This window comes from Bradyrhizobium sp. LB8.2 (assembly GCF_040548035.1).
GTDB lineage: Bacteria > Pseudomonadota > Alphaproteobacteria > Rhizobiales > Xanthobacteraceae > Bradyrhizobium.
Map to the genome: position 1 here is coordinate 22,175 of NZ_JBEPQV010000040.1, position 15,882 is coordinate 38,056.

General features: G+C 64.6%; 11 protein-coding genes. 3 read left to right on the forward strand and 8 right to left on the reverse strand.

All coding sequences use genetic code 11. From position 1 onward, the window contains the following. Entirely contained in the window at window positions 1-921 is a 921-nt protein-coding gene (locus tag ABIB06_RS34035) for a LysR family transcriptional regulator (protein WP_247446234.1), read from the forward strand. A gap of 97 nt (window positions 922-1,018) precedes the next feature. Here the strand turns inward: ABIB06_RS34035 and ABIB06_RS34040 are convergent, their stop codons facing one another. From ABIB06_RS34040 to ABIB06_RS34050, 3 genes are read right to left on the reverse strand one after another with little or no spacing between them, the layout of a single operon-like run. Continuing rightward, window positions 1,019-1,804: a fumarylacetoacetate hydrolase family protein gene (locus tag ABIB06_RS34040; RefSeq protein ID WP_354052281.1), complete on the reverse strand. Its 786-nt coding sequence runs from the start codon at window positions 1,802-1,804 to the stop codon at window positions 1,019-1,021. A 15-nt stretch (window positions 1,805-1,819) separates the two neighbouring features. Then, the gene (locus ABIB06_RS34045) at window positions 1,820-3,187 is read right to left on the reverse strand and encodes an LLM class flavin-dependent oxidoreductase (RefSeq protein WP_354052279.1); all 1,368 of its coding nucleotides are present in this window, start codon (window positions 3,185-3,187) and stop codon (window positions 1,820-1,822) included. A 22-nt stretch (window positions 3,188-3,209) separates the two neighbouring features. Beyond that, entirely contained in the window at window positions 3,210-4,262 is a 1,053-nt protein-coding gene (locus tag ABIB06_RS34050; RefSeq protein ID WP_354052277.1) for an Ldh family oxidoreductase, read from the reverse strand. 295 nt (window positions 4,263-4,557) lie between these two features. On the opposite strand from ABIB06_RS34050, the gene ABIB06_RS34055 reads away from it, so the two are divergent. Then, window positions 4,558-8,673 (forward strand): bifunctional diguanylate cyclase/phosphodiesterase, encoded by a 4,116-nt coding sequence (locus tag ABIB06_RS34055; protein WP_354052275.1) that lies wholly within the window; start codon window positions 4,558-4,560, stop codon window positions 8,671-8,673. Here ABIB06_RS34055 and ABIB06_RS34060 read toward each other — a convergent pair. The 4 genes from ABIB06_RS34060 to ABIB06_RS34075 form a co-directional block, all read right to left on the reverse strand. Continuing rightward, complete coding sequence (locus tag ABIB06_RS34060; protein ID WP_247339773.1) at window positions 8,647-8,988, reverse strand: hypothetical protein; 342 nt, start codon at window positions 8,986-8,988, stop codon at window positions 8,647-8,649. The genes ABIB06_RS34055 and ABIB06_RS34060 overlap by 27 nt on opposite strands. A gap of 75 nt (window positions 8,989-9,063) precedes the next feature. Further along, window positions 9,064-9,870 (reverse strand): WecB/TagA/CpsF family glycosyltransferase, encoded by an 807-nt coding sequence (locus ABIB06_RS34065; protein ID WP_354052273.1) that lies wholly within the window; start codon window positions 9,868-9,870, stop codon window positions 9,064-9,066. Beyond that, on the reverse strand, window positions 9,863-12,238 hold the full coding sequence (locus tag ABIB06_RS34070) for an exopolysaccharide transport family protein (protein WP_354069935.1): 2,376 nt from the start codon (window positions 12,236-12,238) through the stop codon (window positions 9,863-9,865). The genes ABIB06_RS34065 and ABIB06_RS34070 overlap by 8 nt, the downstream gene beginning before the upstream one ends. A 291-nt stretch (window positions 12,239-12,529) precedes the next feature. Then, on the reverse strand, window positions 12,530-13,330 hold the full coding sequence (locus tag ABIB06_RS34075; RefSeq protein ID WP_354052270.1) for a class I SAM-dependent methyltransferase: 801 nt from the start codon (window positions 13,328-13,330) through the stop codon (window positions 12,530-12,532). A 397-nt stretch (window positions 13,331-13,727) separates the two neighbouring features. Here ABIB06_RS34075 and ABIB06_RS34080 point away from each other — a divergent pair, with 397 nt between their 5' ends. Continuing rightward, window positions 13,728-14,756 (forward strand): glycosyltransferase family 2 protein, encoded by a 1,029-nt coding sequence (locus tag ABIB06_RS34080; protein ID WP_354052268.1) that lies wholly within the window; start codon window positions 13,728-13,730, stop codon window positions 14,754-14,756. Window positions 14,757-14,772: 16 nt separating this feature from the next. Here the strand turns inward: ABIB06_RS34080 and ABIB06_RS34085 are convergent, their stop codons facing one another. Next, window positions 14,773-15,759, reverse strand: a complete 987-nt coding sequence (locus tag ABIB06_RS34085) for a glycosyltransferase (RefSeq protein ID WP_354052266.1) — start codon at window positions 15,757-15,759, stop codon at window positions 14,773-14,775. Window positions 15,760-15,882: the final 123 nt, after the last annotated feature.

Here is a 15,882-nt window from a genome sequence, read left to right on the forward strand (position 1 = left end):
ATGAAGCAAAACTTCACAGTCAGGCACGGTGCACTCGACGGCGTGGAGGCGTTCCTGAGTGTCGCCCAGCACCGCAGTTTCCGCCGGGCGGCCGCTGAACTCGGGGTCACGCCATCGGCCATCAGTCAGGCGGTACGAGCGCTCGAGGCGCGCGTGGGCGCGGCGCTCTTCATCCGCACGACCCGCAGCGTCGGTCTGACCGAAGCCGGCGAAAGGTTCTTTGCTCGCGCAAGACCAGCCTTCGAAGAGCTCATCGCAGCAAGCGGGGCGGCGCGTGAGCTCGGACAGCGGCCGGCCGGTCTCCTGCGTCTCACCGTACCGCGCTCGGTCGTGCCGATCCTGCTGGAGCCGGTGGTCGCGTCGTTCTGCCGGGCGTTTCCCGAGATTGAGGTGGAGCTTGCTGCAAGCGAAGAGCTGGTCGACCTCGCTGCCGGAGGTTTTGACGCCGGCATCAGGATGGGCCAGTTCATCACCCCTGACATGATCGCGGTGCGGCTGACGAAGCCGCTGCCGCTCATCATCGTGGGCAGCCCGGCTTACCTCGACCGCCGCGGCTGGCCCGAGCGCCCGGACAATCTGCGTGAGCACGCGTGCCTGAGATTGCGACGATCGAACGGTGCGCTTGCATCATGGTCCCTCAACGACAACGGGCGTTCGATCGAGATCGCCGTTTCGGGACCTTTCATCGCCAACGATTTTCCCACGATGCTCGGCGCTGCTGTCGAGGGTGTAGGTCTTGCGCAAGTGCCCGCACCGCTCGCCGCCGGTGCCTTGACGACGGGAAAACTCGTCCACGTGCTGGAGCAATTCGCGCCGATGACGCCGGGGGTGTTCCTCTACTATCCCGGCCATCGACAAATCATGCCGAAGTTGCGAGCCTTTATCGATCATGTGAAGGGCCGCTCAGGAGCCACAAGCTGATCCGAGTCCGGATTTAACGAACTGACGCTGCCGTTTTGATCGAGCTGCGTAGGGTGCGCAAAAGTGTTCCTGCGCCGTGCCCCACCACGCAAGCAGCCTACCGCTCCTCCCGCACGAACCTGTTCCGCAGCGTCCCGACACCGGTGATGTCGATCTCCACGACATCGCCGTGCTTGATGTCCGGCGACGCACCGTCGGTACCCATCCAGATCACATCGCCGGGCCATAGCGTGAAGTATTTCGTCAGCTCCACCAGGAACGCCACCACGCCGAAGATCATGTCGTTGGTGTGGAAGCGGTTGGTCTCCTTGCCATTGACCCGGACGACGGTTTCCATTTTCGCGAGATCGGCCTCGGTTTCGATCCATGGGCCCATCGGCTTGAACGTGTCGGCGTTCTTCGACCGCCACAGGCTGCGGTCGGCCTTCTGCCAGCTCCGCTCGCTGACGTCGTTGCCGATGGTGTAGCCGAACACGCAATCCATCGCGTTCTGTTTGGTGAGATGCTTCACCTTCTTGCCGATGACGACGACGAGCTCGCCTTCATAGTGGATCTTGTCCGTCGCAAAAGACGGGATCACCACATCCTCGTCATGGGCGATCAGAGCATTCTGGGCGCGATAGCCGATCTCGGGCCTGTCAGGCACGGCCGGCACCTCGCCGCGCTTGTCGGCGGCCTCTTTCAGGTGTTTCAGGTAGTTCAGGCCGACGCAGTAAAACGTGCGCGGGATCAGCGGCAGCTCGATCTTGACCTGCGACAGCGGATGCGTGCGCGAGGTGCGCTGCCATTCGCCAAAGGGATCGCCGGTGACCGCGATCACCTGGTCGCCCTCGACGATTCCCCATGAAGCCTTGTCCGAGGCGGTGAATTTCAGCCAGCGCATGCCGTGTCTCCGTTGCTATTCTGCGGCATGGCGCGGCTGCATTTTCCACGCGCCGGCAGCCGGCCGCTTGAGCCCGAGATTTTCCCGCAGCGTCTTGCCGCGATACTCCTTCTGGAATAAGCCGCGCCGCTGCAATTCCGGTACGATATGTTGCACGAAGTCGGCATAGGACCCGGGCACATAGGTGGCAGCGATGACAAAACCGTCGCAGCCGCGCTCGACGAACATCTCTTCGAGCTTGTCCGCGATCTCCTTGGGGCCGCCGACCGTCGCATCCTGGACCTGACCGCGGCCGGAGAAGGTGACGAAGTCGTGCGCGCTCGGATTGCTCTTTCCAGAGTTCTTGAGCACACCGTCGCGAATGCCCAGAATGCCCTGCATGCTCTTCAGCTCTTCCGTCGTCAGCGGCTCGTCGAGATCCTTGGAGGCGAAATCGTAGTTGAGCGCTTCGGCCAGCAGCGACAGCGCGTCGATTTGCAGCGGGAGCTTGTTGATCAGCGCCATCTTGTCTTCGGCCTCGGCTTTGGTCGCGGCGCAGACCGGCGTCGTCAGGTTGCAGAGGAACATCGTTTCCGGATCGCGGCCGGCTTTCGCGGCCTCGTTACGCACCGCCGCATAGCCATCCTTGGCGGCGGCGAGGTTGCGCGCGGCGGTGAAGATCACCTCACCCCATCGTCCTGCAAAGCGCTGGCCGCGGCCGGACGCGCCGGCCTGGATGATCACGGGATGGCCCTGGTCCGAACGCGGCACGGTGAACGGACCGCGGGACTTGAACGCCGGTCCCCTGTGATCGAGCCGCTTCACCTTGGCCGGATCGGCAAAGCGGCCGCTCGCCTTGTCCATGATGAGCGCGCCGTCCTCCCAGGTGTCCCAGTGGCCTAGCACCACCTCCATGAACTCGTCGGCCTTGTCGTACCGCGAATCATGTTCGGGATGAGAGGCGCGCCCCATATTGTGTGCCTCGCCGTCGTTGAGCGAGGTGACGACGTTCCACCCGGCGCGTCCACCGGACATCAGATCGAGCGTTGCGAAGCGGCGGGCGATGTCGAAAGGTTCGAAATAAGTCGTCGAGCCGGTCGCCCCCAACCCGAGCTTCTCTGTAACCATACCCATCGTGGTCAGCACGATCAGCGGGTCCATCTTCACGCAGCGGATGCCGTATTCGACGGTGTGGGCGTGATCGTTGCCGTAGCGGTCCGGCATCGCCAGGCGATCGTCGAAGAACGCCATGTGGAACTTGCCGGCTTCGAGGACCCTGGCGATCTCTTGATAATAGTCCGCCGACATCGAATCGTCGCGCGAGTCCGGATGCCGCCACGAGCTCGGCAGATTCGTGCAGTTCTGCGCCTGGAGGAAGCCGACCAGTACCATCTGCCGCGTCATGCTGCTGTTCTCCAAAATACCGTCAGGCCAGATCGAGGACCGTATCGAGTCTGTATTCGCGCGCCAGCGCCCGCAGTTTTTCCCAGGTCGCATCCTCGATCTCGATGCCGTCGCGCAGGCGCTGCTGCTCGCGCACGCCCTCGATCTCACCGGGATAGTAGACGCCGTTGCTGCCCTCGGAGGGCGGAGTCGCTTTCAGGTATTGCGCGAAATCGGCGACCTCACGCTTGAACTCCTTCAGCGGGCGAAACGCAGCGACGTTGAACACCGCCATGAAGCAGCCGTCATTGTGCCGTCCCGTCGGCTCGACGCCGAAGCCGAGGCCGGTGAGCAGGCCGCAAAGGACCTCGACCATGGCGGCGAGGCCGCTGCCCTTGTAGCCCTCGGTGCCGCCGAGCGGCAGCAGGGCGCCGCCTTTGCGGTATTGGGTCGGATCGGTGGTATGTCGTCCTTCGACATCGATGATCCATCCCGTCGGTATCTCCTCGCCGCGGGCGACCGCGAGCTGGATCTTGCCGGCCGCCACCGCAGAGGTCGCCATGTCCAGGTAGAAGGGCGTATCGAGATCGGACGGCACCGCGATCGAGATCGGATTGGTGCCAAGCCGCGCCTCCTTGCCGCCGAACGGCGCCACGTGTTTCGGTGAGCGGCCGGAATCTGCCGTTGCGATCCCGATCATGCCTTCGCGCATCGCCATCAGCGGATAGGCGGCGAGGCGGCCGACATGGCTTTGCCGGAACACGGTGCAAGCGGCGACATTCACCGTCTTCGCCTTCTCGATCGTCAGCGCCATCGCCTTGGCGTTGACGTGGAAGCCGAAACCCCAATGGCCGTCGATCACGGTCGTCGTCGGCGATTCCCGGACGATGCTCCATTTGGCGCCAGGCACGATGTGGCCAGCCTTGATACGGTCGATGTAGGTGGGAACAGCGATCACGCCGTGGGAATCATGGCCGGCGAGATTGGCGTTGACGCAGCCGATCGCGACCGCGTCAGCCTCTTCCTCGGAAGCTCCGGCGGCACGAAGCAGCACGGCGCTGACGCGCGTGAGGCGGTCGGCCTTGACGATGGGCATCGCGTTTCCTCGGTCCTCGCCCTTGGTGGGCGGTTGCTGAGAGCCATCGTCTCAAAGCGCGCGAGCGATATCAATCTCCCGTAAACCAATACAGGGCTGCAAATTCGTAGAGAGCACGCGCCTTTGGTTGAAGACTCGTCCCGTGCGGCGGCATTTTCGACAGTTTTCCGCCGGTTGTTCGCAGCTCGTTCACTTTGATCGAGGGTTTGCGGCCTGCAATAACGACCACTTAGGCGATCGCCGGTCATAACGTCATCCGGGAAAAAAAGGCAGAAATGCCCGGGGAGTTGAGATCGTGACGACGACACTCGCGCGCACCTTTGCGGCGTTGAGCGCCATAAATGAAGCGATCCTCTACGCGAAATCGCCGGACGAGCTGCACCAGAAGGTCTGCGACGCCGGGTTTTCGAGCGGGGACTTCATGGCGGTCGCCGTGTTCCTCGTGGATTCGGACGGCCGTCTGCTGCGCTTTGCCGCCGGTCGCGGCGACGACGTCGCGCGGCTGAGCGCAATCGAGATCACCACGGAAGCCGGAAGTGCCGAGGGATCGGGCGTCAGCGGCGAGGCCTTCCGCAGCCGGAAGCTCTGCATCAGCAACGATTTTCTGAACGACCCGCGCTCGCTCGCGTGGCGCGAGGGCGCGTTTAAGGCGCATGTCGGCGCCGCGGCGGCGTTGCCGCTTCTGTGCAGCGGCAAGAGCGTCGGCGTGCTGCTCGTGACCCGCAGTGAGGCCGGTTCGCTAAGCGATCAAATGGTGTCGCTGTTCGAGCGCATGTCGGCCAACATTTCCTATGCTCTGGACAATTTCGCGCGCGAGACTGCACGGCAGACCGGCGTGCGGGCGATGCGCCGGCTCAACCGTATGTACGGCGCGATCAGCGCAACCAACGAGGCCATCCTGCGCGCCAAGAGCGAGCAGGAGCTGTATCAGCTCGTGTGCGACGCCTCCGTGCACAGCGGCGAATCGCTGGCGACTATCGTGTTGCTTCGCGAGTCGGATTCTCACTGGATGAAGCCGGTCGCCTCCACCGGGCAGAACCTCGAGCTGGTCACCCAGGCACGCTATTCGATCGACCCGGAAAATCTCTATGGCAAGGGCATATCCGGCGAGGTGTTCCGGACGCAAAAGCCGATCGTCGAGGACGATCTCGCTCGCCGCACCAGGGGCACTCCGTGGGAGCGCGCCAACGTCAACACCGGCGTTGCCGCCTGCGTGGTCGCGCCGCTGATCAGGCACGGTGAAAGTGTCGGCGTGCTCTTGTTCTTCATCAGCCGATCCTGGGCCAAGGACGAGGAGATCGTCGCGCTCCTCTTGCGGATGGCTGAGAACGTCTCGTTCGCGCTCGAGAATTTCGGGCGCGAGGCTGAAAAAGCCAAGATCGCCAGAGAAGAAGAGCGCTTGGCACGCATGTATGCGGCGCTCAGCGCCACCAACGAGGCGATCTTGCGCGCGCGGTCGCGCTCCGAGCTGTTCGACCTTGTCTGCGAGGCGACGGCGAAGGGAGCCAAGTTCACTTCGGTCACCATTGCGCTCGCCGATCATCACGCCGAACTGCTGCGTGTCGTCTCCTGCTACGGACCGAACGCGGATCAGGTTCGCAACTTCAAATTCTCGACCTGCGACGATGTGCCCGAAGGCCGCGGGCTGACCGGCACCTCATTCCGCACGCGCCAGCCCGCCGTCAGCAACGACGTGCTCGCCGACGATCGCATTGCGCCGTGGCAGGCCAGCGCCCGCCGCAACGGGATCGCGTCCTCCGCGGCGTTGCCGCTCTTCAACGGCGACCAGGTCGAAGGCGTGTTCCTGTTCAACTCTCCCGAGCGCGACACCTTCACGGGCGAATTCATCGAGCTGCTGCGCAAGCTCCAGGCCAATGTCGCCTTCGCGCTGGAGAATTTCGACCGGGCCGACGAGAAGGCCAAGGCCGATATGCAGCGCAACCGTCTGCGCGGCATGCTCGAGGCGCTGACCGCGACCAACGAAGCGATCATGCGGGTGAAGACCCGCGCCGAACTGTTCGAGGTGATCTGCGAGGCGGCGGTGCTCGGCGACACCTTCTCCTCCGCGACCATCGCACTCGTGGACGACACCGGGCACTACCTCGACATTGCCATGACCAAGGGCGAGAGCTGCTATCAGGTCAAACAATGGCGGTTCTCGACGTCGGCTGGCGATCCGGAAGGCCGGGGGCTGGCCGGCACGACGTTTCGCACGCGCGCCCCTTGCGTCGCCAACGAGCTTCTTACCGACATCCGCACGGCCCATTGGCATCAGATCGCTCGCATCCAGGGCACGAAATCGGGCGCCTGCTTCCCGTTGCTCAGCAATGGCTGTGAGGCGATCGGCGTGCTGCTGTTCCTCTCGCCGGACGAGGGCACGTTCACGCCGGATCTCATCCAGCTGCTGGGACGGCTTGCCGAGAACGTGTCGTTCGCGCTCGACAATTTCGAGCGCGCCGAGGAAAAGGCCCGCACCGAGGCGCAGAAGGAGCGCCTGACGCGCATGTTCGCGGCGCTGAGCGCGACTAACGAAGCGATCATGCGGGCGAAGTCGCGGGCTGAGCTGTTCGACCTCGTTTGCTTGGCAGCGTCGAACGGCGCCAAGTTCACCTCGACCACGATTGCGCTGGCCAGGGCAGGCAGCGACCAGCTCGAGATCGTGTCGGCGGCCGGGCCGTCCGCCGACACCACGCGCAACGTCCGTCTCTCCGTCGACCCCGAGCGACCCGAGGGGCGCGGAATGAGCGGCACGGCGTTCCGCACCCGCCAGCCCTGCATCAGCAACGACTATCTCAACGACGACCGCGTCCGCGTCTTCCACGCTATCGTCCGCAACGACGGCGCGCGGTCTGGCGCGGCGTTTCCGCTCGTCGCGCACGATCAGGCCCTCGGTGTCATGATCTACATGTCGACCGAACCGGGTACCTTCACGGTCGAGTTCGTGGAGCTGTTGCAGCGCCTCGCCGACAACGTCTCCTTCGCGATGGAGAATTTCGATCGCGCGGACGAGAAGGACGAGGCGGACGAGCGGATCGAGTACCTCGCCTCTCACGACAGCCTGACCGACCTGCCGAACCGCGAGACGTTCAACGGGCTGCTGCGGGAGGCAATCGACGCGGCGCAGCGCCACGATCACCGCTTCGCGGTGCTTTTCATCGACCTCGACCGCTTCAAGGTCATCAACGATTCACTGGGACACGAGGCCGGCGACCTGCTCCTGCTCGAAGTGGCGAACCGGCTGCGCGGTGCGCTGCGGGCAAGCGACGTCGTGGCGCGGCTCGGCGGCGACGAGTTCGTGGTGATTCTCGACCAGTGCGGTGAGATCGACGACGTCCAGCGCATCGCGACCGGGCTGCTGAAGGCGCTCGCCGAGCCCATGGAGCTGGCCGGGCACGAGTGCCACACCACGGCCTCGATCGGCATCGCGATGTATCCGGCCAACGGCGCCGACGTGCAGACGCTGACCAAGAACGCCGATATGGCGATGTATCTCGCCAAGGAAGACGGCAAGAACGGCCACCGCTTCTTCTCCAAGGAAGTGAAGACCCAGTCGATAGAACGGCTGTCGCTGGAGAGCGCGTTGCGCCGGGCGCTGGAGCGCGAACAGTTTTCGCTGAACTACCAGCCCAAGGTGGACATGGAGACCGGCCAGATCACCGGCGTGGAAGCGCTGCTGCGCTGGACACATCCTGATCTCGGCAGCATCTCGCCGGCGCAGTTCATTCCGCTTGCGGAAGAGACCGGGCTGATCGTGCCGATCGGCCGCTGGGTGGTAAGGGAGGCCTGCGCGCAGGCCATGGCTTGGCAGCGCCGCGGCTTGTTGCCGGTGTCTATGGCAGTCAACCTGTCGCCGCGTCAGTTTGTCGACGAACATCTGTTGCAGGACGTCGACGAGGCGCTGGCCGCCAGCGGCATGTCGCCGGTGCTGCTCCAGTTGGAAGTCACCGAGAGCATGATGATGCGTAATGTCGGGCGCGCGCTGAAGGTGCTCGACGCCATCCAGAGTCGCGGCATTCGCCTCGCCATCGACGATTTCGGCACTGGCTATTCGTCGATGTCGCTGATGAAGCATTTTCCGATCGACACCATCAAGATCGACCGCTCCTTCGTGCGGGACCTGCCGCAGGATTCGGAAGACCAGGCGATCGCACAGGCGATCATCAGCATGGGCAAGGCGCTCGGCATGACCGTCGTCGCGGAAGGCGTCGAGAACGTCGAACAGGAAGCTTTCTTGCGCGCCCATGGCTGCGACGAAATGCAGGGCTTCCTGATCGCCAAGCCGTTGCCGGCGCGCCAGATGGCGGAGTTGCTGCGACCGATTGAGCTGGCTGTCGCACCGCCGCTCCAGCCGGAGCCGGACCAGGCCGCCACCGAAGCCGCTGCGCTACGGTTGAAACGAGCTGTCGTCTAACGGCTGCGGGTGCAGCTCGCGGACGTCGTCTTTCTTGATTTCCGCCTTGCGCGGAAAATCATCCGGCCAGGTCAGCGAGGTCTGTTTGGCGAACAGGGCGAGCAGGGCATGGGCGCCTTCGGCAAAGCTCGAGTTGTGGCTCAGACCGAGTTCAGAACACCACGCGTGTGGCATTGGCTCGTGCGCGTCGAACAACGCCATTGCCGGACCCCACCACCAGGCCGGCGCCGGCGATCGTTCGTCCTCCGGCACGGCATGCCAGAGGACGAGTTCATCCATCACGCGCTCGAATTGCAGGCTTGCGGCCTGATGCATTCGTTCCGTGCTCCCTCGGGTCGCGCCTGAAAGCAGGCCGACGGACAGTCCGTCGCTCGGCCATCTCGACGTTTCTCAGCGATTGAAGGGCCGTTTGCGGCTGAAGAGAAGATAGATCGCGCGGGGATTGGTGGTCAAATAGCGCCAGAACAGGCGTCGTGGCTCCAGCAAGGTGCGCCAGACCCATTCGAGTCCGATCTTCTGCATCCATTGCGGGGCGCGCGACCGGCTGCCCGACAAGAAGTTGAACAAGCCGCCGGATGTCTTGATGACGCCGACATTGGTGAGATGCGGGGTGAATTCCTCAACGAATGCCTGCTCGTTGGGTACGCCGAACGCGACCCACAGATAGTCCGGCGCGAGCGCGTTGATCTCCTCGACCTTCGCGCGCAGCGCCTCGCCCCGGAGATAGCCGTGGCTGTGTCCGACGATCTTGAGGTCCGGATACAGGCGACGAACATTCTCGACCGCTGCGGCGTTCTCGGCCTCGCTGGCACCGAACATGTAGAAGGTGCGGCCCAACACTTCCGCCTTGCGCGCGACGACGTGGAACAGATCGGTGGTCGCGACGCGCTCGGGCAGTGGAAACCAGGATTGCAGTTTTGAGGCCGCCACCAGCGGCTGGCCGTCGGCGTTGATCAGGTCGGCGGCACGGAACAGCCGCTCGGTCTGCGGTTCTGTCGAACACCGCGCCAGCACCTCGCCATTGGCCGAAGTCAGGAACAGCGGGCGGCCGATGCGATGACGCGGATCGGTTGCCTCGATCATGAAATCGGCGGTCGCTTCCAGGTCGAGTGCGGCCATGCGAAGGCCGCCGACCGTGATCCGCGGCACGTCAGCGGTTGCGGCCCGGCCCTCCAGATTGATGCGACGCTCAAGCATATTGTCTGCCTCGCTGGCGCGCTTGGGTTGCGGGGGTGAGCTCGTCGAGCACGACGCCGACGAGCTTGCGCTCCGCGCGGCCGAGCGTGTTCAAGATCTCTTCGAGGCCATCGTTGATGTCGAGGCTGGTCGGCAGCACCGCCACCAGCGCGTCCGCATCATCGAGCAGTTTGCGGCTGGCGGCCGTGAGTGGCGCCGCGGGGCCGTCGAGGATCACGAGGTCATAGCCGCCGGCGGAGCGCGCCTGCTCGATGGCCTTGCGGATGGCGTCAGTGGCCTTGCCGGCGTCGCTTTCGGCGGCCGGCAATACCGAGATGCCGTTGAGTGTCTTGATCTCGCGGGCGGCCTTGCTGCCGATCGAAAGCCAGCCGAGCTTGCTCGGCTCGCTCTTGCCGGCACGGTTGACCTTGTTCGAGAGCGAGTGTGCCTGATGGTCGGCATCGATCATCAGCACGCGAGCGCCGTCGCGCGCCGCCGCGAGCGCGAAATTCAGCGCGGTTACGCTGCGCCCGGTGGTCTCACTGGCACCGACGAGCGCGATGACCGGCATCGCCTTGCCGTCCGTACGGCGCGCCACCGCGGCGCGCATGTCGCGCCAGGCGTTGAGCAGCGTCGTCAGCGGAAAACCCGGGCGCAGCGTCGGCCAGCCCAGACGGGTGAGGTCGACGCCGCTGCCGGTGGCCAGAATGGCGCCGAGCGTGTGGATGACGTCGGCCTCCTGGAGGCGGGCGATCAGCGGCTTTTCGATCAAGGGCTTTTCAGCCATCGATGGTTGCAGCGGTGGTGCGGCAAGCTCCGGGAGAGCCTGCGCGACTTCCGGGGTCCGCGAAACCTGCTGAGGTCGTGCAGTCTCCTGAGCCCGCAAAGGCTCTGGAACTCGGGGAGCTTGCGGCACCGGAGCACGATGGGGACGGGCCGGCGCGGGTGCCGGCACGGACGCACCGGCGAGCAACAGTTCGGCCGCGACGAACCAGCTCGATGCAGCGATCGCGCCGAAGACGAAGCCGATCATGGCGAACAGGCTCATCGCCGGTGGGAACGAACGCCGCTGCGGCACCGTCGCTTCGCCGATGACGCGGGCCGCCGAAGTGTTCAGCGTCTCCTGCTCCTCGGTCTCGCGCGAGCGCTTGAGGAAGGATTGATAGACGTCGCGGCTGGCATCGACTTCGCGCTCGAGCTCGCGCAGACGCACGGCGGCCTGGCTGAGCTGGACGCTCTGCCGCTTCTGCGCCTCCAGCGCCCGGTTGAGCGAGGCTTCAAAGTCGCGGGCGCGCGTCAAATCGTTCTTGGCGGACTGGGCGAAGCGGTCGATCTCTTCGTTGATGGTGCGCTTGAGATCCTCGACCTGCTTCTCGGTCTGGCGCAGCGCCGGATGACGGGGGCCGAGCTCGCCGGTCTGCTCCGCATATTTCTTGCGCGCGTCGGCGTATTGTGCGCGCAGGTTCGCGATGGTCGGCGATTGCAGCGCCTCGGAATTCGCCCCCGCATCCGCTGTCGTGCGCCGGCTCGCCTCGATTTGGTCGAGACGCGCCTGCGCATCCATCGTCGCCGCGCGGGCGGCGGAAAGCCGCTGGTTGCTGGCGGAGAGCTGCTGGTCGCTGATCAGGGCGTCCTGGGTGCCGACGAAATTGTTCTGGGCCTTGTAAGTCGCAAGCCCGGTCTCGGCGTTGCGCAGCCGCTCGCGCAACTCCTTCAGGCGGCCGGAGAGATCGTTGGTGGCGCGCCGCGCTGCCGAAGCCTGCGAGTTGCGGGATTCCGCCAGGTAGGTGCTGGTCAGCGCGTTGGCGAGCATCGCTGCTTTCGCCGGATCGGTCGACCAGACCTCGATGTCGACAATGAAACTCTTCTCAGTCTTGCGGATCGTGATGTGCCGGTTCAGCGCCTCGAGGGCCGCGAGCTGCACTTCCTTCTTCTCCGCGGTCGAGGGCGCGCGGGGCTGAAGGCCGATCAGGCCGAGCAGTGACGAGATCAGGCTCTTGCCGTCACCGCCGCCACCGAATTCGGGGTCCTTGTCCAGATCGGTCTGCTGGATGACTTTGAGCAGCACGCTGTTGGAGGTGATCAGGCGCGCCTGGCTCTCGATCACCATCGCCATGCCGGAGACGTCCTGCGCGCGGGGCGTGAGCTCACGATCGACGAGCTGGAGCTCGCGCGGGTCGACATAGAGCTGCGCGGTGGCGGTGTAGCGTGGGGTCAGGCTCTTGCCCACGGTGACGGCAAGGGTCGCGCCGAGCAGCGCTGCAGCAGCAATCGCGATCTTCCGCCGCCAGAGTAAATTGACAAGCTCCAGCACGTTGAAGCCGGCCTGAGGCCGCTGTTGCGGGGCCCCTGGTCCGGCCGGGTCTATCGGCTGGTTATAGTCAAGCATGATCCCCAGCTTTCATTCCAACTGTCGCGTGCTGAGGGGTTACTCTTCGCTCTACGCAACGCACCTGAGATATAGGTGCCCAATCAACGCAACAGGGAAAATTAACCATACTCATTGAGGGACTATTCACCGAAATGGCAAACAAAGCGTTTAAACGCATGTCACTCTTCGACGCGCCGCCGTGACGCGTGCGACGGCGCGGTCCTTCAGAGATTAACGGTTCGTTACCGCGTGCGGCGTGGCCACGAGGCTTCGCTCGTCGTGCGATCGGCCGCGCGCCCACCATGGCCGTCAATTTTTCCGCAGGATGACGTGATAGTCGCCGCGGCGGATGTCGGTCCCGCGCGGGAGCACGGCGTTCAGCACGGCGGCGCCGGCGTCCACCAGGGTTGCGAACAGCGGCTTGCTCCGGCGCATCTCGGGATAGCGCGGGCTCTCGACCTCACGGCGGTAGACCATCTCAAGGCCATTGGCGACCGCGAACGCTTCGAGCCTCGGCAGCGTCACCAGGGGATGGAAGAAAGTCGGGAACGGCGGCTCCCCCGGCAGGCCGGCATCCTTGATTCCGCGGATGTGCCGGTAGAACCAGACGTGGAACCAGTGCGGCGAGTATTTGGTGACGACGCCGGACAGCGAGCGCGGATTGGGCGCGCCGATCAGGATCATCCCACCGCGCTTGAGCGCATCGCGGAAATTAAGGAGCGCGGCGTCGACATGGGGCAGATGCTCGATCACATTGTAGCAGATCACCAGATCGAAGGTTTCGCGCCCGAAGCGGTAGGTCTGGACGTCGCCGAGGATCGCTTCGTCCGCGTAGCTGTTGTTGCGGACCTGGTCCTCGTCAATGTCGACGACGGTGACTTTGCTACGGCTCAGCAATTCCGGCGGCAGAACGCTGCACGAGCCGCCGCCGGCTTCGTAGGTGGCGAGCTGGCCCTGCGGCAATATGCGGCGCAGTACGTCGTGGACGGCGAGCAGGCTGTCGCGCGCTTCCCCGGGGACGAGATCGTGCAGCGCCTGAGGGGGTGCAATGGCCGCGGGAATTTGGACCGCCGTGGCTGTCGCGAAATCGATCGTGGCTGGCTTGTTCATATTTTCTGACCGCGCTTGTTCGACTAAAATTACAGGAAAAATCTCGCATGCCCGAAGAGCAAATCTGATGCCGCGCAGCTTCACCGGTCTTGGTGCTTACGGTCGAGTTAACGCGCACGGGCGTTAACTACGGCATCATCCATGTCGGGCCGCCGCGCGCGCGATGGACCGCGAATTGCACTATCACGTGCGCAAGGTTTTGCAGCAGAAACACGCGATGGCGGTTAAGCGAATGGTATTGCACCGTGACGGCCGGAGATTTGCGCCGTCGCGAGCCCCACGCCAGCCGTTCATTCTGGGGCGGATCTGTGCCGCGGCGCTGTGCCGTTGCGAAACGGCGCCGATCCGCGGGATCGAAGCAGGGCTTTTTCAATCTATATCGGACATCTAGAACGTCATGACATTGATCCCGACAGACTTGTCCGCCGCGCGTATCTCGGATGCCGTGCGCGATCCCAACCGGGAGATCGCGGCGAGCTCCCGAATTATCGACCTGTCGGTCGGCATCGTCGTCTGCATCCCCTGCTTCCGCCGTCCGCAGCATCTGCGGCTGACGCTGGACTCGCTCGTCAGCCAGCGTACCCCGCGCTCCTTCGCCGTCGTCATGGTCGAGAACGACGCAGTACGGCGCGAAAGCGCACCGGTGGCCGCGGAGTATCTCGCCGGCGGAAGGCTCCAGGGCGTCTGCCTGGTCGAAAAACGGCAAGGCAACGTCCAGGCGATCAACGCCGCGTTCGAGACGGCGCAGGCGTTGTTTCCCGCCGCGACCCGCTTCCTGATGATCGACGACGACGAGATCGCTTCGCCCGACTGGCTCGAACTGATGGTTCGCACCGCGGATGCGACCGGCGCCGATGTTGTCGGCGGGCCGGTGCTGCCGGTCTTCGAAGACGACAGCAAGCCCTGGCTTTCGCGCCATCCCGCCTTCTGCCCCGCCTATGATTACAGCGGCGCGGTGCCGCTGATCTATGGCTGCGGCAATTGCCTGATTACGCGCGCGGCGTTCAAGCGGTTCGACCGTCCCGCCTTCGACCTGCGCTTCAACTTCCTCGGCGGTGGCGATTGCGATTTCTTCGTGCGATGCCGCGATGCCGGCATGACGTTTCACTGGACTGCGGAGGCAGTCATCTCCGAGACGGTGCCGCAAAACCGCACCAGCCCCGGCTGGATCGCCAAGCGTGGTCTGCGTATCGGTGCAATCAATTATCGTGTGCAGTCGAAGGCCGCGCAGGGCGCGGGAGCGCGGGCGCGGGTGTTTGCGCAGATGCTCGGGAGGTTGCCGCTGTCGCTGGTCCGATCCGTTCGCCTGCTCGTGACGTCAAAGCCCGTCGTCGCGATGCATCCCGCGCTGGTCGCGCTCGGCTCCATGCTTGCGGCGTTCGGCATCGAGCCGAAGCCCTATGAAGCCTCGAAGATCGTATCCTGACGCCCGGAGTGAGGGATTAGATGCCGAAGCAGGCGAGGGCGACCCTGACCGCGGCGCGTGGCAGCGATTTGAGCGAGCGGCGGCCGACCATCCCGAGATAGGCGAAGGCCTGGCGATATCTGCCGAAGCGGACCGCTTGCATCGCCGAATATGTGACGAGATGAACCTCGGCGGCCTGGCGCAGCCCGGCTGCCATGCCCGCGGGCAGTCGCGCCATGATCAGCCCGTCGTCGAACACCCGCGCGATCGCCGGAAAGAAATCCTGCGGCGTCCGCGCCGCCGCATTCATGGTGTTGGCCGTGTGCAGGCGGTAGTCGAGCAGAAGGTTTGGCGCAAACTCGAATTCACCGATCGCGGCAAGACGGCACCAGCAGTGCCAGTCCTCGCAATATCTGAGTGAGACGTCGAAGCCGCCGATTGCGCGAAACGCCTCCGCACGCGCGAGCGCGATGCCGCCATTGACGATGAAGTTGCCGGCCGCGAGCCGCGCCAGCACATCACCGGACGGTTTGCGGCGTCCTTTCAGCAGATCCCGTCGACCGATCTGCCGTCCGTCGCTGTCGATCGTGTTGTAGTCACCGTAAACGAGAACCGCGCGCGGAGCACCACGCGCGGCCGCCAGCAGCGCGGCGACCGCGCCGGGCCGCAGGCGATCGTCGGCATCGAGGAAGAGCAGCCATTGGCCGCTCGCATGCCGCGCGCCGAGATTGCGCGCTGCCGATACGCCGGCGGCGTCGTTGGTCAACAGGCGCAGCCGCGGGTCACGGATGGCACGGACGATGGCCGTGGTGTCGTCGGTCGAACCGTCGTCCACGACGATCACTTCGGTGATTTCGGCTTGCGCCAGTGCGCTGGCGAGGGTTTCGCCGACATAGGCCGCGACGTTCTTGGCCGGAATGACGACGGACACCGATGTAGTGGAGCTGATTTGCAGCGGCAAGCGCGCCGCCGGAGCGACGCGTGATGTGGCCGGTAGTTCGAGAATTTCTTCGGCGGTAATCAAGCTACGGCTCGCCTTTAAGGGTCTGTTAACCAGGGTGCGTCTGCGCATTGGCAATGCGATTGATCGCAACCTTGGGCGCCGCAAATGATACTCGCATTCCGGTGAAATCGTTGCCGCGAAGGC